We start from the raw sequence: 20,401 nt of genomic DNA on the forward strand, positions 1-20,401 counted from the left end.
ATCTTTTTAAATTCTGCATTAAATTTCTTGTTTGCCATACGGACACTTCCTCCTTGAAATCCATTGTAAGGACTTAACTAAGTTGTGTCCATATGACTATACTAACTCCAAGTATTCGGTAGAGGACTTAGAGAAAGTTAAGTTGTGGGTTAAAAAATCAGAGTGAGTTTTTATAACTAAAATTAGTACTGTTGGTAGGTGTTCTGTGTATCATTCGATTGTAAATGAATCAGTTTAATCCAATTCTTTTTCCGGAAATAAATCATTTTCTCAAGCGCCGATTTAAAAAGATGATTTTTTTCTATATTATTTGTTATATAATAAGCCTCTATAATATTTTTAACTTTCGGGACAAATTTATGTATATGCTTTTTCGTTACAAAAAATATTGCCTAGCTCTTCAATGGTACTACAATAGATTTTTATTTTTCTAGGAACGTGTCAACATCATATACTCCTTTTTGTTTAGTACAAATCGCGGCGAATCAGCAGCATTTATAAATAGAATGTTACATGTAATAGAAGGATAATAAGCAAAAAGTACTCACGTTTGTGGGTACTTTTTCTTTTTCAATATATCTGAAACAGGAATTGCATATTTTGTATGGAATAAGGAATAAAAGTGGAGTGAATCTAATATATTTAGATGATTTGTTCTACTTTTCATGAAAATCACAATGGATCTTAGAGCAAGAATGAAAAGGAGGTAAGACGGTGGGGAAAATACCGACTGAAGTCCTGAGTAAAGAATTGATGGAAAGAGATGGGATTATATCTATTACAGTAAGGGAATTTGAAAAAATCGAGGTAGCAGGGGTTGTCGTATCTGGGCCAGCTCTTATCTTAATTAATCAAGACTAGCTGTACATATTATGAGTAAAAGCATCCGTATAGGATGCTTTTTCGTTTGCAGGAAAAGAATTTTATTAGATAATAGAGCTACTGGAGGGAAAAAAAGTGGCTATTATTCTTACAATGTTTGCAATGGGAATTTTATTAGGGTTTGTTGGAGCTGGTGGAGCAGGGTTTATAATTGGAGTTTTAACTCTTATATTCCAAGTGCCCATTCATATAGCTCTTGCAACTTCGCTAACAGCAATGGCATTTACAACACTTTCAGGTGTAGTAAGTCATTATAGAGAGGGGAATGTTTCTTTAAAAATAGGAGGGATTGTAGGAATATTTGGGGCGATTGGATCGTATGTTGGTTCACAGTTTGGGACAGTAATTCCAGCGCAGCTTCTTCATTGGTTTACTGCTAGTATGCTATTTTTATCAGCTATATGCATGTGTATTCGATTACTCTATTTTCACAATCAATCGAAAATGAATCATGAAAAAGGGTTATCTACCACTATATTAGTGAAAAGTATGTTACTAGGTTTAGTAACTGGAAGTTTAGCGGGTGCTTTTGGGATAGGATCAGCACCATTTATTCAACTAGGATTAATGGTATTATTAGGTTTAACAATTCAGCAATCGGTTGGAACGACAATGCTCATTATTCTTCCAATTGCGATTGGAGGAGGGATTGGTTATAGTTCAGCCGGATATTTAAATTATGTATTATTGGTACAAGTTTTAATAGGAACGATGTTAGGAGCTTATTTAGGAGCGAAGTTTACTAACTTTGCCCCACGTATTGTTTTGAAACTTTCTATGATTATGACACCGATTGCAGCAGGATGTCTGCTGTTAGTAGAATAGGATTCGGTGCTTATTGCTTCTACATAAAAGAGATAAGAAATTGTGAAACATATATAACAAGCTATTAATATGTTTTACATATGAATTATGTAAGTAATTCATATTTCCAATATAAAGGGATTTACTATAATATAATGAGTGTAACGTTCGAGTATTCGACGTATTACTAGTATTATATCCCTATCCCTTTTCTAAAAATGCGAACAAGTTTTGCCCTATTCTATTTCATTTCTCAATGAATAGAAATTTATTGTTCGATGACCATTATGGAACGTACATAATGGTGAAATCCCGATCCTTAAAGAGGATGCCCCTAATCTTCATGTGAAAATATGATCGGAAGTAGAAAGCTGACCCATTTAGGTCAGCTTTCTTTTTGGTATGCACGATATTCCCCAGTAATTTCCGTTTGTAATAGAAGGGATTTCCCAAAGCGGCGTTTACATTCATCTGTTACTTTCTCAATGGCGAGAGTATGAGAAGTAGCAGATACCGTAACCGTTGTCCTTCTCGATGTTCGATTTTGTTCACAAAAGACACATTCCACAACATATTTAGAAATCATATTTTCATCCTTTCTTATGAATGATTAGGAATGAGTTGTCTTGGAAGTTGATATAACCTTTCGATGTAAACTGTATTTTCCCTCTATTTTTCTTATATTGCTCTGAATATTGAGATCGGACAAAGAGAAATTTTAATCAGTGGGGACTCCATCCCTCGCTTGATTATGAGTCTTCACCAATTGGGCTGATATTTCCCTAAAATGGAGAAGCGTAAGGGGAGAATACTCCCAGCCCATTACAGTTTCATAATGGGCTGAGATCTATTATTTTTCTATTACGTTATAAACTTTTTGAGTGTTTTCGCTTTCGAAGCTATTATTCTTTCTTATTTTCATGTAATAGTATGTGTAACAAAAGATAATAAATGGGATTGTACAGTAGATTCCTAATCTTTGATTCGGGATGAAGAGTAAGCTAACTAATATCATTCCATACAGTCCGAACCCTAGAATCGGTATAGCGGGATACAGTGGAGTTTTAAATTTCAAATCTGTTAATTTTCCGCCATTTGCTACATATTGTTTACGGAAAAGAAGCTGGGAAGCACAGATAGACATCCAAACAATAATAGTTATGACTCCAGAAATGGAAATTAACCATAAGTACACTGTTTCAGCAGCTACAACACTTGTAAGTAAAGATAATCCGGAAATAGATATTGTCATGATGAGGGCATATAGTGGGATACCTCTCGATGATAATTTTTGTAAAAATGCCGGGGCCATATCATTTTTTGATAGGGACCAAAGCATTCGAGTTGCGGCATACAGACCTGAATTTGCAACAGAAAGAACCGCAGTAAGGATAACGAAATTCATTATATCAGCTGCATATGGAATACCTATACGATCAAACACAGCAACAAAAGGACTTTTCGTTAATCCAGCTTCTTGCCAAGGGATTAAAGCGACTAGAACGAAAATTGCTAAAACAAAGAAAAACATTGTCCGCCATATAATATTTCTAATAGAACGCGGTAATGTTTTTGCAGGATTTTCACTTTCACCAGCTGCAATCCCAACAAGTTCTGTACCTTGAAAAGAATAATTTACAGTAACCATTGTTAATAAAATGGCACCAATACCATTTGGAAATAGTCCGCCATGCTCGATAAAGTTAGAAAGCAGCGGGGCAGGTTCATTTCCTTTCAACTCAATAATGCCCAACATAGCTGCGCCTCCAAGAATAATAAAAGCTACAATAGCGGATACTTTAATACTTGAAAACCAAAATTCAGTTTCAGCATAACTACGAGCAGATAGGGCATTTATCGTAAAGATTGTGACACCAAATATGAGGCACCATACCCATACAGGAATACCTGGAAGCCAGCGTTGCATTGTAATACCTGCAGTTGTAAATTCGAGTCCAGTCGTATTTGCCCAGCTTAACCAATACAGCCAACCAATTGTAAAGCCGGTGGCTGGGTTTATAAATTTTGTTGCATATTCTTGAAAAGATCCAGAAACGGGCATTGCTACAGCAAGTTCACCGAGACATAGCATAACAAAGTACATTAACAATCCGCCTGCAATAAAAGCAAGCACAGACCCCCCAGGTCCAGCTTGACTAATAATAAAGCCAGATCCATTAAATAATCCGGTTCCAATTACACCTCCAAGTGCAATCATAAATAGATGTCGGCTTTTCATCGTGCGTTTTAATTCATGATTTTGTTTATTGAGTTCTGTCATGTTTTTCCTCACTTCCCCATGTAATAGATTCAAATACAATTTTCTGTATAGTGGAATATATTTCATCATACGGAATATAGTTTTAATTTTCAGATAATTACAATAAAAAGTCAATCTTTTTATTTTTTGAAAATTGAATAATTTATTTGATTTCTTGGGAAGATTTTGTTAAATTGATAGATAATTAAGGTTATTTAGATATTATGAGTGAAGTTGAGGAGCATGCCTGTGCAATCTATTGATCGAGCAATCAGTATTATAAAACTATTGTATTCAGAAAATGATAAGGAACATTGGGCTATTTCTGATATAGCTGATAGAACACATCTGCCAGTTAGTACAGTGCATAGAATATTAAATTCTTTAATGGAACACGGATTAGTTACACAGATTCCGGAAACGAAGCATTATACAATCGGACCGATGTGGATGGAAGTAGGTCTACGGCAATTAGAAAAAGTAGACTATCGATCTGTCGCAAGAGAAGTAATGAAACGATTAGCATATGAAGTGGAAGAAAGCGTATACTTAAATATTCCAAATGGGACACATTCTATTATTATTGAAAGAATAGACAGTCCTTTAAAGATTCGTGTTATCGATAATTTAGGAGAACAAATTCCACTTTCCATCGGTGCTGCTAATAAAACGATACTTGCGAATATGAAAACAAATGAGGTAGAACATATTGTCGATCAGCTATTGTCTTCTATACCAGAGCAAAAACAACGGCTATTTGATCAGCTTACTGTGATAAGAAGAGAAGGATATGCGGTAAGTTATGGTGAGAAGACAGAAGGAACAGCATCAATTGCTGCACCCATTATAGGTTTTAATCATAAAGTGGTAGGAGCAATCAGTATTGGATTAATTAGTGAACGGATTAATGAGGAGCGATTGGCTTTTCTTGTTGATCAGGTTATAAATGCTGCAAATGAAATATCAATAAAAATCGGCGGAACAGGAAAGGAATAGAAGAATATTCTGTCGTTTTTTATTCATATATTGGAATTGATTTTCATAATACGGAAAACAGGGGGATATATATGGCAAAATGGCAGACAAAAGAAGAGTTAGTACAATTATTGAGTAATCTTGTTGAAATTCCTAGTATTACTGGATCAAAAGCTGAAACGGTATTACCAGACTTTGTTGTTGAACAATTATCTAGTTTATCGTACTTCAAGGAGAATCCTAGTCATTTAGAAAAACATCCAACGGGGGATGGACGCTATTTTATTACAGCTTTAGTAAAGAAAGAGAAACATTTGAAAAATACAATTGTTTTAGTGAGTCACTTTGATGTTGTAGATGTAGAGGACTATGGTGTGTGGAAAGAATATGCATTTCAACCTCAAAAACTCACATCTATGTTTTATTCACATAAAGATGAAGTGCCACATCCTGTTCAGCAAGATATAGAACAAGGTGATTGGCTATTTGGTAGAGGGATAATGGATATGAAATGCGGTTTAACTTTGCATATGGCAATGGTTGAACAAGCTTGTGAAGGGAGTTTTGATGGGAATATTCTTTTATTAACTGTCCCAGATGAAGAGGTGAACTCTGTAGGAATGAGAACCGCTGTTCCAAAATTATTAGAGCTTGCAAAAGAACACGATCTTCAGTATAAAGCAGTCCTCAATTCTGAACCAATGTTTACATGTTATCCAGGAGATCAAAATAAATATATTTATACAGGATCTATTGGAAAAGTATTACCTGGTTTTCTTTGTTATGGAAAGGAAACGCATGTAGGAGAACCATTCGCGGGATTAAATGCGAATTATATGGCTTCATTATTAACTGCGGAATTGGAATTAAATACGGAACTTTGTGATATTGTAGAAGGCGAAGCAAGTCCACCTCCGACAAATTTATTGCAAAGGGATTTAAAAGAAGATTATTCGGTACAAATTCCTCATCGTGCAGTGACATTGTTTAATTTATTTTTATTAGAAAAAACGATGCCAGATGTTGCTTCGTTGCTATATAAAAAGGCGATAGGAGTAGCGGAGAAAATTGAGGAAGCGTATGCGAAACAGGCATATCATTTTTCTAAATATAATCCGTTTATCCCGCCAAGTCTAAAAGTGAATGTACTCACTTATGAGGAATTGGTTGCTTATGCCATTGAACAACATGGAAAAGAAGCAATTGATAAAATACAAGCGATTGTTTTGGAAAATCGCGGGGGAAAAGATGACCGTGCAATTACGATTGAACTCGTGGATAGATTAGCCATTTTATGTAAAGAAAAAGGGCCAATGATCATACTCTTCTTTGCGCCACCTTACTATCCGGCTGTAAGTTCTCGTAATAATCCATTCATTCAAAGCGTAGTAGCAGAACTAGAAAGTTATGGACATAATCAACATGGAGTTACATTTAAAACTCAAAATTATTTTGGCGGAATTTCTGATTTAAGTTATGTAGGATTACAATATCCAGTTGAAGCAATGACGTCACTTGTAGAAAATATGCCTTTATGGAATAAAGGATATTCGATTCCACTACAAGAATTAGCAGAGTTTAATGTTCCTGTATTAAATGTTGGACCGGTAGGAAAAGATGCGCACCAGTGGACTGAGCGTTTAGATGTAGATTATGCGTTTGAAACATTATTGGATATGTTACCGATATGTATTGATAGATTACTTGCTAGGAATCAAATGTCACAAGTGTAGTGGAAAAGCAGAAAAAGCTAGAAATTGCAACACAATTTCCAGCTTTTTTATCATTTTTTAATGTATCCAAGCTAAGAAAAGCGGTACAATGACTAAACTAGCTCCAGCGGTTAAGAGCATAGATAAACTTGCAATGGTACCTTCAACAGGACCGATTTCAAATGCTTTCGATGTTCCTGTACCATTTGCGCTCGTTCCTAACATAATTCCTTTGGCAATTGCTGTTTTAATGCGGCATAATCTAATAAGAGAAGGGCCTAACAGAGCCCCTGTCAATGCCGTCAATACTACGAATACAGCTGTTAATTGGGACATGCCGCCAATCATTTCTGAAATGGCCATCGCAATCGGTGTTGTTACAATGTGTGGCGCTAAACTATGTTCTAGTGATGCATCGATCTTAAAAGCATTTGCTAACAATGCAGAAGTAATAACTGATAAAAAGGAACCTACAACTACATTAATTAAAATAGCACTTGCATGTTTCTTTAATAAATCAAAATATTTATAAATTGGCCATGCAAAAGCTACAGTTGCTGGTTTTAATAGTTCAGTTAACCAATGACTTCCAGAATTATATGTTTCATAAGATGTATCGAATCCTAGTAATAAAGCAATTAAAATGATTGGACAAACAAGTAAAGGAGAAAGTAAACTCCAATTCCAACGTTGATACATTTTTTTAGAAATCCAATATGTGAATAGTGTTAATAGTAAACAAAAAAAGCCAATCATTGTACAGATCCTTTCCGCTTCAATAGCAATTCTGTCAAAATTCCTGTAACAAGTGTTACACAAAGAGTACTAATCATAATAATAAAAATGAGATCGATACCATATTGTGATAATGTATCTTTGTAGCGGATCACAGCGACAGCAGAAGGAATAAAAAATAAAATGAGTTCTTTTAATAAAAAGTCTGCGCCATCTTGAATCCACTCTTTTTTCACTAGGTTAAATTTTAATGAAATTAATAATAGAAAAATGCCGATAATACTTCCTGGGATTGGGAGGTGTACCTGCTTTGTAATCCATTCACCTGTCCAAGCGAAACAAAATAATAATAAAATTTGTCCGCTTAATTTCCACCATTTCATACAGTAACACCTCTTTCATTTTTTTTTGCATAACAATTATAAATAAGAATTAGCAATTTCTACTATACGTTCTTTCAAAAAGTTTGTCTAATATATAAATTATATGTTATTAATTTATTATACATATTAATTGAAAAGGGTGTCCAAGATGGAATTACGGCATTTGCAATATTTTATTGTTGTGGCAGAAGAGCTACACTTTGGACGAGCAGCGGCTCGTTTACAAATGACACAGCCACCACTTAGTCAACAAATCCAGCAGTTGGAGCAAGAAATGGGAGTTATGTTATTTGCAAGAACGAAGCGGAAAGTTGAGCTTACAGAAGCGGGAGAGATGTTTTTAAAAGAAGTAAAGAAAGCTTTTGATCAAATTGAAAAGGCGGTAGAAGTGGCGCAAAGCGCACAAAGAGGGGAAGTGGGATCTCTTTCAATTGGATTTGTGGGAGCCGCTATATACGATATTTTACCTTCAATTGTAAGAGAATATCGAAAGAAATTTCCAAGGGTATCGGTTGCGCTTCATGAATTATCTACACCGGAGCAAGTGCATGCACTTCATGAAAATCGAATTGATGTCGGTTTTTTACGTCCGCCGATTTCAACGCAATTATTAGAACTTGAACCGATTCAAAAACTATCTTGTACACTATGTTTACCAAAAGCACATCCACTTGCGGAGAAAGAAGAAATTCACATTGAAGATTTGAGAGATGAGTCATTTGTCTTTATCACAAGACCAGTATGGCCTGCACTCTATGACACTATCTTGTCATTATGCCGCGGAGTTGGTTTTAGTCCGCGCATTGTTCAAGAGGCAGCAGAATACCAAACAGTAATGGGATTAGTAGCGGCAGGAATTGGAATCACTGTGATTCCCGTTTCGGCTAATAAGCTATACAAAACAGAAGTTGTATATAAAGATCTATATGATTCTAATTTTGTAGCTGAGATGTCAGTTGCTTACAGAAAAACGAATAGTAGCCCTGAACTATTAGAGTTTTTAAAAATTGCAAGAGATAAAAAGCGAATTGAAGTTGAAAATGAATTGCCCGCAAAAAACTGCTGATTAAAGTTTCACTTTATAAAAGGAAATGGAGCTGTTTCGTAAGTCGAATTTCTGACAATGAGACAGCTTTGAATTTCTAGTAAATCAGTCTAAAGGCGTTAAGTGCATACTTAACGCCTTTTCATTATAAGTTTGTCTAGTGCTTCTTCAGCTAGTAAAGCAAAATACTGTGCGCTAATCGGTAATGCTTTTTCATCTAAAGTAAAGGAAGGGTGGTGCCATTCGTGTGTTCCATTTGTCCCCATAAAGACGAATGAACCAGGAATTTCTTGTTGATAAAATGAGAAATCTTCTCCTGCCATAGAAGGCTTTGGTGAAATAATTTGCAGCCCCATTGTTTGAGCTACATGAGTAGATAGTTCGGTAAGGTATCCATCATTTTGAACGGCAGGGGGGCCAGGATACCAATGTAGTTCCACTTCAACTCCAAGTGCATCAGCAATGCCTTTCACGATACGTTCCATGCGCTGTGGGATTTTTTGACGCGTATCAGCTTGAAACGTGCGAACAGTACCTTCTAACGTTGCTTTTTCAGGGATAACGTTCCACGTATTTCCTGAGTGAATGTTTGTTACACTTACAACAGCATTATGAAAAGAACTAATATTTCGGCTTACAATTGTTTGCAGTGCCATGACGATTTGAGAGGAAGCTACGATAGGATCTACTCCTGCATCAGGTACAGCGGCATGTGTTCCGACGCCTTTAATTGTAATTTGAAATCGATCTACTCCCGCCATAAGTGGACCTTCTTTAATACCAATTGTACCAACTGGTAAGTCGGGCTTGTTGTGCATGCCAAAAATAGCTTGTACGTTTTGTAAATGACCCGCTTCGATTACTTTACATGCGCCGTTTCCACTTTCTTCGGCTGCTTGGAATATAAAGCGAACGGTTCCGCGTAATGAAGATTCTTTTTCTTTTAATAAGTAGGCAGCACCAAGGATCGCTGCGGTGTGAAAATCGTGTCCGCACGCATGCATTTTATTAGGAATTTTTGATGCATAAGGTAAGGCGGTTTCTTCTTGAATCGGGAGCGCATCGATATCGGCACGAAGCGCAATGGTTGGGCCGCCTCTATTACCGGAAACTTCTGCGATGACTCCAGTTTTTAAATTTGTATCCTTTATTGTGATATTCGCTTCCTGTAATAAATTTTTAATGAATTTTGTTGTTTCAAACTCCTCATAAGATAGTTCTGGATATTGATGTAAGTGACGACGAATCGAGATTAATTTCTCTGTTAATTGATTTGTAATAGCGTTCATTTCGTTTGCCCTCTTTCTCACAATATGTAACTTTTGCATTTTGTTCCGTATAAACAAAAGATATACTACAAAATGTAGCATAAATATATATATAATTCGAGAAAAGATTAGAACAGTAAAAAGGGATTTCTCATTTTGAGAAACCCCTTTTTACTAAATTATGCAGCAACTTTTTTATGTGTATGATGTTTGCGAGATTTTCCGCGCATTGTGTATGCGATTTGTGGGATTGCGATGCCAATTAAAATAAATGCTACACCACACCATTGAGAAGCAAGCACCGCCTCTTTTAAAACGAACACGGACATAATGGTTGTAACGGGAAGCTCAGCTGCTCCAAGAATTGTAGCTAACCCAGATCCAATTTTAGGAATGCCAATTGTAAAGGCAATAGACGGAATGACAATACTAAACGTTCCTAGGCCTAATCCATATTTCCAAAGACCTTGTGAAATCGCACCGTTAAAAAGGAATGTTGGTGGGAATACAATCATGACTAAAGTTAATGCACCGGCCATTAATAGAACACCGCGTGGTAATGATGGTACTTCAACAGCCACTTTCCCACTTACAAAGATGTACGTTGCAAATGCAACTGCAGATAATAATCCTAATAGAATTCCTGTCATGTCAAAATCGCCTACTGATTTTTCGACTAATCCGCTCGATAAGAATGTACCAGCTAGTAAAAAGATAACCGAAATAACTTTTTCTCTTGATGGCAATGTTTTTGTTGCGATTGCCTCAATAATAATGCCGACCCAAACGAATTGGAATAAAAGGATAATGGCGATGGATGCCGGTACGGTCTGTAATGAAGCGTAATAAAAAATCCCTGTAAAGCTAGCTGAAGTGCCAGCGATAAATAAAATGAACATTTGTTTTAACGGGACGCGATGTCTCGCAAATAAAAGTGTAATGCTAAGTAAAATAAGCCAGCCGAACAAATATTGACTACCGATTACTTCCCCAAGTGAAAAGCCTTCCGCGTAGGCGAATTTAACAAAGATTGCTAAAACTCCATAGCTACATGCTCCTAATAAAACGAAAAGTGAATAACGAAGCATAAACAACTCCTCCCATCTATATGAAATTGTTCCTAAACGGACATATATAACTAGATGGAAGTATACAAAATTAAAAATGAAGGGTCAAATGAAAGAAAAGTTCGACATTTTATAGAATAATAATAAAAGTATGATATTTATGCAAAATCTTGAAATTTATAATAATAAAAGTATTGTAAAATAAGTAGAGAGATGCATAAAACTAGCATTTGAAAAAAATTTTTTGTAAGAAATGAGTGTATGAATGCGAATAGTTTGTGAAACGTAGAAAGCTTTGTTATGTTATGGGTAACTAGCATCATAATAATAGAAGGAAAATGAAAACGTTTTATAGAAAAGTGATTGTGCGTAAGAATAATCACGTTTTTCATATTAACATGCTGGAAAGTGTGAATTCATCAATTATCCATAGTATTTTTGTTTGTTTTTGCTACAATATTGAAGAAGAGAGGAGTGAAACGATGCAAGATATTAATATTTTCTTAGCGTTTGGTGCGGGATTTTTATCATTTATTTCCCCTTGTTGCTTACCGCTGTACCCAGCGTTTTTATCTTACATAACAGGAATGTCTGTTTCTGAGCTAAAAGAAGAAAATGCGATGCTTCGTAAAAGAAGTATGCTTCATACAGCATTTTTCTTACTTGGATTTTCGATTGTATTTATTGCAATTGGTTTTAGTACAAGTTTTCTTGGATCATTTTTCAAGGACTATAAAGATTTAATTCGACAACTAGGAGCACTTTTTATTATTGTGTTTGGTCTAATCATTGTAGGAGTATTTCAACCAAAGTTTTTAATGCAAGACCGTAAATTTACATTTAAAAGTCGGCCAAGCGGCTATATCGGCTCTATTTTAATTGGATTAGCGTTTGCTGCTGGGTGGACTCCGTGTACAGGCCCTATTTTAGTAGCGGTTATTGGGCTTGCTACGACAAATCCAGAGTCTGCAATGTTATATATGATTGCATACATACTCGGGTTTGCTATTCCATTTTTTATCCTGTCATTCTTTATTACAAAAATGTCTTGGATAAAGCGCCATAGTGGAACATTTGTAAAGGTCGGCGGTTACATTATGATTGTCATGGGGGTTGTTTTATACTTTAATTGGATGACAAAAATCATTGTGTATTTCTCAAGTTTATTTGGCGGTTTCACAGGCTTTTAGTATGATTCCGTGAAATTGTTGGAAATACTAATAGAAAAGCATATAATGAAACTATATTTTTTACATTGCCAAAAAAAAGGATGAGAACGTATGAACATAGTTGTTTTATCAAGTATTGTTGCGGTATGTATGGCCGTTGGCGCGATGTTTATTCGTCTAAAAGCAGCGAAGAAACCGGCAACATTAAAAAAAATTATTCTTCCACCGTTTTTTATGAGTACGGGGGCACTCATGTACATTTTTCCGGAATTTCGGCTAACACCAGCGGAAATGTTAGAAGCAATTGGTGTTGGGTTGTTTTTCTCCATTTTTCTAATTAAAACTTCCAAGTTTGAAGTACGAGGACAAGACATTTACTTAAAACGTTCAAAAGCATTCGTATTTATTTTAATCGGTCTGCTTGTTGTACGGATTGTTTTTAAAACATATTTAAGTCAATCGCTTGATTTAGGACAACTGAGTGGAATGTTCTTCTTACTTGCTTTCGCAATGATTGTATCATGGAGAATTGCAATGTATCGCTCCTTTACGAAGTTACAAAAGGAAATGGAAAAAGAAGATGGATTTTATAATGAAAAAGATATGAAATTAACGTAAAAAACCTCAGGGGAACTTGAGGTTTTTTATTTTGCTAAAAGAGATTGATAAGAAGAATAATCAATTTCTTTTTCTTGTAATTTTTTAATTAAAAATTTATGATCTCTCTTTGGTGTTGCAATAATATACCCTTTAATAATTAAATCTTCCGTTATTTTTGATGTCTTTGCTTCTAATGCTAACTCACCAATTTTTCCAGCAATTTTAGAACGTGCAACATCTCGGAACAGTTCAGGAACTGGGCTGACAAGTTCTTCTAATAGTTGTTTTTGTTCTTCGTCCCATAAATGTCTCGTTTGTTCAATGTAATATGCTTCCCAATCTAAAATAGACATACCATCTTCTTTCGGAAGTCTTTTTAAGAATTTTCGGAACATAAAATATCCACCGATAGACATGAGCCCTAATAAAATGACAGTCCAAGCAACAATAAACCAACTAAACCATCCTTCCAGCAAGTATATACCTCCTTTATGATAGCTTTTACTAGTATTATAAGCAGTGAGTTTATTAGAAAGCAAGAACGCTTGGTCAATTTTGACCAAGCGTTCTGAATTAAACAAAGTATAGTTGTTCAATGCGTAATATATGATGATCGTCTTCTAAATATTCAATGATAAGTGTGCCTACTTTACGATCTTTATCCTCAGTTGTGAAAATAGAGTAAGAAGTAAAACGTTCTGTGGATAAGCCGCTAATATGTGTAGGAAGGGAAATGTAGTCGTTATCACGGAAAAACTCCATAAGTTCAACATCCTCAAACTGTTTGCGATCTACCGGTTGATTTGTGTAGCGGCGTTGTAATTGTTTTAAAGATTCGTTCCAAGAAATTACTTTTGTATCATATACCATTTGTTCTATCTCCTTACTATATGTAATCATTAAGAACATATGTTCTAAACTAGTATACCCCTTTTCGAATGAAAGGGAAAGCAAAAAATAATGTAAGCTTGGCTTTCCAAGCTTACATAAAAGGCGTCCATAATCGTCTCTGTCTTTATTATAAGCTAGATAGAAATAGGAAACAAGGCTCGAAGTATTTTGTTGATCATTTATGATTATTAGTTAAAGAGACTGTAGCATATGCAAGGGTTTTCTATGCATGATGACGGATTTTCTAGAAAATTTGTTTAAAATATTGTATAAACTATTGACGATAAAACTATTTTTGTATATTCTTAAATTAAGAAATATTCAAATAATTATTAAGAAATGAGAGAGTCACATGCTTCTTCAAGGAACACATCGAATTGGTCGTATGGCGATGTTGCTTGCACTTGCGGATGAGAGTGAAAGATCAGTATTATCGATTCCAAAAGGATGGAAATATTGTACTGGAAAAGTTGGATCTATGAACTCGCAAAAAGTTGTTGCAGCAATGGAAACAGCGGCTAAAAGCAACCAAGTGATTGAAACGGATGTTTATAGGGAAACTCATGCACTTTATCATGCAATTATGGAAGCGTTGTACGGGGTAACGAGAGGTCAAATTCAGTTAGCAGACGTTCTTCGTACGGTAGGTCTTCGGTTTGCAATCGTGCGCGGTACACCATACGACGGAAAAAAAGAAGGCGAATGGGTGGCTGTTGCGCTTTACGGAACGATAGGTGCGCCTGTAAAAGGATCTGAGCATGAGGCGATTGGTTTAGGAATTAATCACATATGATTTGCCCATAGTTTATTAGTGAAAAGGGGGCCTTGCTTTTTAGGACAGAAGTCTGTCTTGAAAAGGTAAGGCCCCCTTTTGCTTTTTTAGGAGGGAAATAAGAATGATTACGTTAACAGGACATTCATTGACAGTTGAAGAAATGAAGCGATTGCTATTTGAGGGGGAAGGGGTAACAGCTTGCCCTGGTAGCATGCAGAAAGTAGCGGAGTGCCGTGAAGCTGTTGAAAAAATTGTAGAAGATGGAAAAGTTGTGTATGGTATTACAACTGGATTTGGTAAGTTTAGCGATGTGCTTATTCAAAAAGATGATGTGAAAGAACTTCAGCATAATTTAATTCAATCGCATGCTTGTGGTGTGGGTGATCCATTTCCAGAAGAAGTATCGCGAGGTATGTTAATTTTACGTGCTAATACGATGTTAAAAGGAGTATCCGGTGTTCGTCCACTTGTTGTGAACATGTTATTAGAGCTTGTGAATCGAAACATTCATCCCGTTATCCCGCAGCAAGGTTCACTAGGTGCAAGTGGTGATTTAGCGCCATTATCGCATCTTGCCCTTGTTTTATTAGGAGAAGGGGAAGTGTTTTATAAAGGAAAGCGCGTTCATGCAATGGTAGCTCTTACTGAAGAAGGTCTGGAACCAATTGAATTAGAGGCGAAAGAAGGTCTTGCATTAATTAATGGTACACAAGCAATGACAGCCCAAGGAATTCTTTCTTATATCGAAGCGGAAACACTTGCTTATCAGTCAGAACTAATTGCATCTATGACAATTGAAGGCTTGCGCGGCATTATTGATGCGTTTGATGAAAATGTTCATAAAGCGCGAGGGTATAAAGAACAGATAGAAGTAGCACAGCGTATTCGTAACATTCTTCAAGATAGCAAGCTTGTAACAAAACAGGGAGAACTGCGCGTACAAGATGCCTATTCATTACGCTGCATCCCTCAAGTTCATGGCGCTTCTTGGCAAGTATTGCATTATGTAAAAGAAAAATTAGAGATTGAAATGAACGCAGCAACCGATAATCCCCTTATTTTTGATGGAGGGGAAAAAGTAATTTCTGGCGGGAATTTCCATGGGCAACCAATTGCCTTTGCAATGGATTTTTTAAAGGTAGGGATGGCTGAAATTGCGAATATTTCAGAGCGCCGCATTGAGCGTCTTGTGAACCCGCAGTTAAATGATTTACCGCCATTTTTAAGTCCTAAGCCAGGCCTTCAGTCTGGTGCAATGATTATGCAATATGCAGCTGCTTCACTTGTATCAGAAAATAAAACATTGGCGCACCCAGCAAGTGTTGACTCTATTCCGTCATCAGCAAACCAAGAAGATCACGTAAGTATGGGAACAATCGCTTCACGTCATGCGCATCAAATTATTCAAAATGTAAGACGTGTACTTGCGATTGAAATGATCTGTGCAATGCAAGCGGCGGAATACCGTGGTATTGAAGAAATGAGTACAGCAACAAAAGCATTTTATCATCAAGGACGACAGCAAGTACCTTCTATTACAAATGATCGCATATTTTCAACAGACATTGAAAATATTGCACATTGGTTGAAAACAAGTCAGTTCACATTGGAACGATTAAATGTAAATGCAACATTATAAAAAGGAAAAGGGAGAGATTGAATATGGAAAACGTAAAACAAACAATTCGCGCGCCAAGAGGAACAGAGTTGCAAACAAAAGGCTGGATTCAAGAAGCTGCACTTCGTATGCTGATGAATAACTTAGACCCAGAAGTAGCGGAAAAGCCAGAAGAGTTAGTTGTTTATGGCGGCATTGGTCGTGCTGCTCGCAACTGGGAGAGCTATCATGCGATTGTTGATTCGTTAACAACATTAGAAAGTGATGAAACGTTACTTGTTCAATCAGGAAAGCCTGTTGCCATTTTTAAATCACATGAAGATGCACCACGTGTTCTGTTAGCTAACTCCAATTTAGTGCCGAAGTGGGCGAATTGGGAGCACTTTCGTGAGTTAGAACAAAAAGGGCTTATGATGTACGGGCAAATGACAGCAGGTAGCTGGATTTATATCGGTACACAAGGCATTTTACAAGGAACATATGAAACATTTGGGGAAGCAGCGCGTCAACATTTTGGTGGTTCATTACAAGGGACATTAACGCTTACTGCTGGTTTAGGCGGTATGGGGGGAGCGCAACCTCTTGCTGTTACGATGAATGGCGGTGTGGTCATTGCAATTGATGTAGATAAACGTAGCATCGATCGCCGCATTGAAAAAAGATATTGCGATATGTATACAGAATCGTTAGAAGAAGCATTAGCTGTTGCGACAGAATATAAAGAAAAGAAAGAACCTATTTCAATCGGACTATTAGGAAATGCTGCGGAAATTTTGCCTGAGTTAGTAAGTCGCGGTATTACGCCAGATTTAGTAACGGATCAAACATCTGCACATGACCCGTTAAATGGATATGTTCCAGCTGGATATTCGTTAGAAGAAGCTGCCAAACTTCGTGCAGAAGATCCAGAGCGTTACGTACAATTATCAAAAGAAAGCATGAAAAAACATGTAGAAGCAATGCTTGCGATGCAAGAAAAAGGTGCCATTGCGTTTGATTATGGCAATAATATTCGTCAAGTTGCATTCGATGAAGGATTAGAACATGCATTTGACTTCCCAGGATTCGTTCCAGCGTTTATCCGCCCATTATTCTGTGAAGGAAAAGGCCCATTCCGCTGGGTCGCACTTTCTGGTGATCCAGAAGATATTTATAAAACAGATGAAGTGATTTTACGCGAGTTTGCTCATAACGAGCATTTATGTAATTGGATTCGTATGGCACGTCAGCAAGTTGAATTTCAAGGATTACCATCTCGTATTTGCTGGCTTGGTTATGGGGAACGTGCAAAGTTCGGACGCATCATCAATGAAATGGTTGCAAGCGGGGAATTATCAGCACCAATCGTGATTGGTCGTGACCATCTAGACTGTGGATCTGTAGCATCGCCAAACCGTGAAACAGAAGGAATGAAAGATGGTAGTGATGCAGTGGCAGACTGGCCAATTTTGAATGCATTAATCAATAGTGTGAACGGTGCAAGCTGGGTATCTGTTCATCACGGCGGTGGAGTTGGTATGGGATACTCGCTTCACGCTGGAATGGTTATTGTTGCAGACGGAACAGAAGCAGCAGCAAAACGAATTGAACGCGTCTTAACTTCCGATCCTGGAATGGGTGTTGTTCGCCACGTGGATGCAGGATATGACTTAGCAGTGCAAACAGCGAAGGAAAAAGGCGTTAACATTCCAATGATGAAATAAGGAGGAAAACAACATGCTGGACATTTTACTAACGAATATCGGTCAATTATTAACAATGGATCAAGAAGATGGCGTATTAAGACAGGAAGCAATGAAGACGCTTCCTGTTATCGAAAATGGTGCAGTTGGGATAAAGGACGGTGTGATTACGTTCGTTGGCACAGCGGAAGAAGCAAAAGGGTTACAAGCACGAGAAATCATTGATTGCGAAGGGAAAATTGTTTCTCCAGGCTTAGTTGATCCTCATACACACCTTGTATTTGGTGGATCTCGTGAAAATGAAATTGCTCTTAAATTGCAAGGAGTACCGTATTTAGACATTTTAGAGCAAGGCGGCGGTATTCTTTCAACTGTAAATGCAACGAAGAAAGCATCAAAAGAAGAACTTGTAAAGAAGGCGAAATTTCATTTAGACCGCATGTTATCATTTGGCGTGACAACGGCGGAAGCGAAGAGTGGCTACGGTTTGGATGATGAAACAGAGTGGAAGCAATTAGAAGTAGCAGCGCAGCTTCAAAAAGAGCATCCAATTGATTTAGTTTCGACATTTTTGGGAGCACATGCAGTTCCGAAAGAATATAAAGGCAAGTCAAAAGAGTTTTTACAATGGATGCTAGATTTATTACCAGCAATAAAAGAAAAAGAGTTGGCTGAATTCGTTGATATTTTCTGTGAAACAGGTGTATTCTCTGTTGAAGAGTCGAAAGAATTTTTATTAAAAGCGAAAGAACTTGGGTTTGATGTGAAAATCCATGCAGATGAAATTGATCCGCTTGGGGGGGCTGAAGCGGCGGCAGAGATTGGGGCTGCTTCAGCTGATCATTTAGTAGGTGCATCCGATAAAGGAATTGAAATGCTTGCAAATTCAAATACAGTTGCTACGCTCCTTCCAGGAACGACTTTCTATTTAAATAAAGAAAGCTTTGCACGCGGGCGTAAAATGATTGACGAAGGTGTAGCTGTTGCATTAGCGACAGATTTTAATCCAGGTAGCTGTCCAACTGAAAACATTCAGCTAGTTATGAGCATTGCGATGCTGAAACTGAAAATGACACCAGAAGAAGTTTGGAATGCTGTAACAGTCAATTCAGCGTATGCGATTAATCGCGGTGATGTCGCAGGTAAAATTCGCGTTGGGCGTAAGGCAGACGTAGTTTTATGGGACGCACATCATTATGCGTATGTACCATATCATTACGGAGTGAGTCATGTAAATACAGTATGGAAGAATGGAAATCTTGCATATACAAGAGGTGACAAAGCGTGGAGCAAAGCCACTATTTAAAGAAAAATGCAAAGTTTATCGATCGTGAAGTAACAAAATGGAGTGATATGATAAAAGGATGGGATGGGGAAGAAATATTTGGCGCGGCGTTAATCGGTGCGCCTCTTTCTAAGCCGTCTATTAGCCATTCTGGGGCATGCTTTGCACCAAAAACGATTCGTACGATGTTAGATGCATATAGCACATACGCGATTACTGAAGAATATGACATGAAAGAAAGTGTCTTATATGACTGCGGTGATATTACGATGCATGTAACAAATATAAAAGAAAGTCATGCTCGTATTGCGAAGACGCTTCAGTATTTGACAAAAGTAAATCCGCAAATGGTACCAATCGTTCTTGGCGGTGATCATTCTATTAGCTTTCCGAGTATAAGTGGTTTTGCAAGTAGTAAAGGGAAAGTTGGCATTATTCAATTTGATGCGCATCATGATTTACGTAATTTAGAAGATGGGGGACCATCGAATGGAACACCATTTCGTAGTTTGCTAGAGCATGATGTGATTGTAGGAAAGCAACTCGTACAAATTGGGATACGTAATTTTTCCAATGCTCGTACGTACCATGAGTATGCAAAAGAGAATGATATAACGATATACACAATGAAACATGTACGTGAGCGATCTATAAAAGATATAATTACAGAGAGTGTCGAAATTTTGCGTAGACAAGGGGTTACAGCTATTTATGTTTCTGTCGATATGGATGTATTAGATCAAGCATTTGCACCAGGTTGTCCAGCAATTGGACCGGGCGGAATGGATAGTATGACATTGCTTGATGCGATCACATACCTTGGTCAAGAACCACTTGTCCAAGGTATGGATATTGTAGAGATTGATCCAACGTTAGATTTTCGTGATATGACGAGCCGGATAGCTGCTCAAGTCATTATGAACTTTTTACTAGCAAGGGAAACGATGAGTAAGCAAGTTAGCGTATAAGTTTCCAATTTGGAAAAGTGGAGCGGAAGATGATATGAAAAAGTAGTTTGCTACATGAGTACGAATAAGGATAAAAAGAGAATGCTTTACGTGTTCTCTTTTTCTTATGAAAAAGCTTCTTATTTCAAGATTCGGAGAGAAACGAAGAAGATAATAGTTGTCTGTAAAAATTTGATTGGTTTCGCTTAACGATTTGTTAATAGAAATTTCACTTGAAACATGTTCTGAAAAGGCTTGTTTGTTTTTCTGAATATTTTTACTTTATTTTTTTGAAAAGCCGGG

General features: G+C 36.9%; 20 protein-coding genes. 12 read left to right on the forward strand and 8 right to left on the reverse strand.

What is annotated here, in order from left to right:
- Positions 1–714 precede the first annotated feature (714 nt).
- On the forward strand, positions 715–861 hold the full coding sequence (locus tag MR063_RS11570) for a BC1881 family protein (protein ID WP_242197841.1): 147 nt from the start codon (positions 715–717) through the stop codon (positions 859–861).
- A gap of 96 nt (positions 862–957) precedes the next feature.
- Positions 958–1,707 (forward strand): sulfite exporter TauE/SafE family protein, encoded by a 750-nt coding sequence (locus MR063_RS11575; protein WP_242197843.1) that lies wholly within the window; start codon positions 958–960, stop codon positions 1,705–1,707.
- Positions 1,708–2,071: 364 nt separating this feature from the next.
- Here the strand turns inward: MR063_RS11575 and MR063_RS11580 are convergent, their stop codons facing one another.
- Together MR063_RS11580 and MR063_RS11585 are read right to left on the reverse strand one after the other, a co-directional pair.
- Positions 2,072–2,272 carry a DUF3903 domain-containing protein gene (locus tag MR063_RS11580; protein ID WP_242197845.1) on the reverse strand — a complete coding sequence of 67 codons (201 nt, stop codon included), beginning with the start codon at positions 2,270–2,272 and terminating at the stop codon, positions 2,072–2,074.
- Between the two features lie 264 nt (positions 2,273–2,536).
- The gene (locus MR063_RS11585; protein ID WP_242197848.1) at positions 2,537–3,967 is read right to left on the reverse strand and encodes an amino acid permease; all 1,431 of its coding nucleotides are present in this window, start codon (positions 3,965–3,967) and stop codon (positions 2,537–2,539) included.
- 222 nt (positions 3,968–4,189) lie between these two features.
- Here MR063_RS11585 and MR063_RS11590 point away from each other — a divergent pair, with 222 nt between their 5' ends.
- Both MR063_RS11590 and MR063_RS11595 read left to right on the forward strand, forming a co-directional pair.
- A complete protein-coding gene (locus MR063_RS11590) occupies positions 4,190–4,942 on the forward strand; it encodes an IclR family transcriptional regulator (RefSeq protein ID WP_242197851.1) in 753 nt (250 codons plus the stop codon).
- 71 nt (positions 4,943–5,013) lie between these two features.
- Positions 5,014–6,654: a M20/M25/M40 family metallo-hydrolase gene (locus MR063_RS11595; protein ID WP_242197854.1), complete on the forward strand. Its 1,641-nt coding sequence runs from the start codon at positions 5,014–5,016 to the stop codon at positions 6,652–6,654.
- Positions 6,655–6,711: 57 nt separating this feature from the next.
- Here MR063_RS11595 and MR063_RS11600 read toward each other — a convergent pair whose 3' ends face one another.
- Positions 6,712–7,389 (reverse strand): LrgB family protein, encoded by a 678-nt coding sequence (locus tag MR063_RS11600; RefSeq protein ID WP_012094764.1) that lies wholly within the window; start codon positions 7,387–7,389, stop codon positions 6,712–6,714.
- Positions 7,386–7,751: a CidA/LrgA family holin-like protein gene (locus tag MR063_RS11605; protein ID WP_242197857.1), complete on the reverse strand. Its 366-nt coding sequence runs from the start codon at positions 7,749–7,751 to the stop codon at positions 7,386–7,388. Before MR063_RS11605 ends, MR063_RS11600 begins: the two co-directional genes overlap by 4 nt.
- Before the next feature lie 148 nt (positions 7,752–7,899).
- Between MR063_RS11605 and alsR the strand changes: the two genes are divergently transcribed.
- On the forward strand, positions 7,900–8,817 hold the full coding sequence (gene alsR, locus MR063_RS11610) for an acetoin biosynthesis transcriptional regulator AlsR (protein ID WP_242197859.1): 918 nt from the start codon (positions 7,900–7,902) through the stop codon (positions 8,815–8,817).
- Between the two features lie 110 nt (positions 8,818–8,927).
- On the opposite strand, the gene MR063_RS11615 is transcribed toward alsR, so the two are convergent.
- Both MR063_RS11615 and MR063_RS11620 read right to left on the reverse strand, forming a co-directional pair.
- A complete protein-coding gene (locus MR063_RS11615; protein ID WP_242197862.1) occupies positions 8,928–10,085 on the reverse strand; it encodes a M20 peptidase aminoacylase family protein in 1,158 nt (385 codons plus the stop codon).
- A 158-nt stretch (positions 10,086–10,243) separates the two neighbouring features.
- Positions 10,244–11,152 carry an EamA family transporter gene (locus MR063_RS11620; RefSeq protein ID WP_242197865.1) on the reverse strand — a complete coding sequence of 303 codons (909 nt, stop codon included), beginning with the start codon at positions 11,150–11,152 and terminating at the stop codon, positions 10,244–10,246.
- Positions 11,153–11,613: 461 nt separating this feature from the next.
- Here MR063_RS11620 and MR063_RS11625 point away from each other — a divergent pair, with 461 nt between their 5' ends.
- Together MR063_RS11625 and MR063_RS11630 are read left to right on the forward strand one after the other, a co-directional pair.
- Positions 11,614–12,321 (forward strand): cytochrome c biogenesis CcdA family protein, encoded by a 708-nt coding sequence (locus tag MR063_RS11625; RefSeq protein ID WP_242197868.1) that lies wholly within the window; start codon positions 11,614–11,616, stop codon positions 12,319–12,321.
- A 90-nt stretch (positions 12,322–12,411) separates the two neighbouring features.
- Positions 12,412–12,918 (forward strand): CcdC family protein, encoded by a 507-nt coding sequence (locus MR063_RS11630; RefSeq protein ID WP_012094758.1) that lies wholly within the window; start codon positions 12,412–12,414, stop codon positions 12,916–12,918.
- A 26-nt stretch (positions 12,919–12,944) separates the two neighbouring features.
- On the opposite strand, the gene MR063_RS11635 is transcribed toward MR063_RS11630, so the two are convergent.
- Positions 12,945–13,376, reverse strand: coding sequence for a DUF2621 domain-containing protein (locus MR063_RS11635; RefSeq protein ID WP_242143450.1), 432 nt, complete (start codon positions 13,374–13,376; stop codon positions 12,945–12,947).
- A 97-nt stretch (positions 13,377–13,473) separates the two neighbouring features.
- Positions 13,474–13,770, reverse strand: a complete 297-nt coding sequence (locus tag MR063_RS11640) for a hypothetical protein (RefSeq protein ID WP_242198183.1) — start codon at positions 13,768–13,770, stop codon at positions 13,474–13,476.
- A gap of 373 nt (positions 13,771–14,143) precedes the next feature.
- Here MR063_RS11640 and hutP point away from each other — a divergent pair, with 373 nt between their 5' ends.
- From hutP to hutG, 5 genes are all read left to right on the forward strand, one after another.
- Positions 14,144–14,584, forward strand: a complete 441-nt coding sequence (gene hutP / locus MR063_RS11645; RefSeq protein ID WP_242197870.1) for a hut operon transcriptional regulator HutP — start codon at positions 14,144–14,146, stop codon at positions 14,582–14,584.
- A gap of 103 nt (positions 14,585–14,687) precedes the next feature.
- A complete protein-coding gene (hutH, locus tag MR063_RS11650; protein ID WP_242197874.1) occupies positions 14,688–16,205 on the forward strand; it encodes a histidine ammonia-lyase in 1,518 nt (505 codons plus the stop codon).
- A gap of 23 nt (positions 16,206–16,228) precedes the next feature.
- Positions 16,229–17,887 (forward strand): urocanate hydratase, encoded by a 1,659-nt coding sequence (gene hutU / locus MR063_RS11655; protein ID WP_242197877.1) that lies wholly within the window; start codon positions 16,229–16,231, stop codon positions 17,885–17,887.
- A gap of 13 nt (positions 17,888–17,900) precedes the next feature.
- Positions 17,901–19,172 carry an imidazolonepropionase gene (hutI, locus tag MR063_RS11660; RefSeq protein ID WP_242197882.1) on the forward strand — a complete coding sequence of 424 codons (1,272 nt, stop codon included), beginning with the start codon at positions 17,901–17,903 and terminating at the stop codon, positions 19,170–19,172.
- Positions 19,151–20,119, forward strand: a complete 969-nt coding sequence (gene hutG / locus MR063_RS11665; RefSeq protein WP_242197884.1) for a formimidoylglutamase — start codon at positions 19,151–19,153, stop codon at positions 20,117–20,119. The genes hutI and hutG overlap by 22 nt, the downstream gene beginning before the upstream one ends.
- Positions 20,120–20,401: the final 282 nt, after the last annotated feature.

This window comes from Bacillus cereus group sp. BfR-BA-01492 (assembly GCF_022662815.1).
Taxonomy (GTDB): Bacteria; Bacillota; Bacilli; order Bacillales; family Bacillaceae_G; genus Bacillus_A; species Bacillus_A cereus_BD.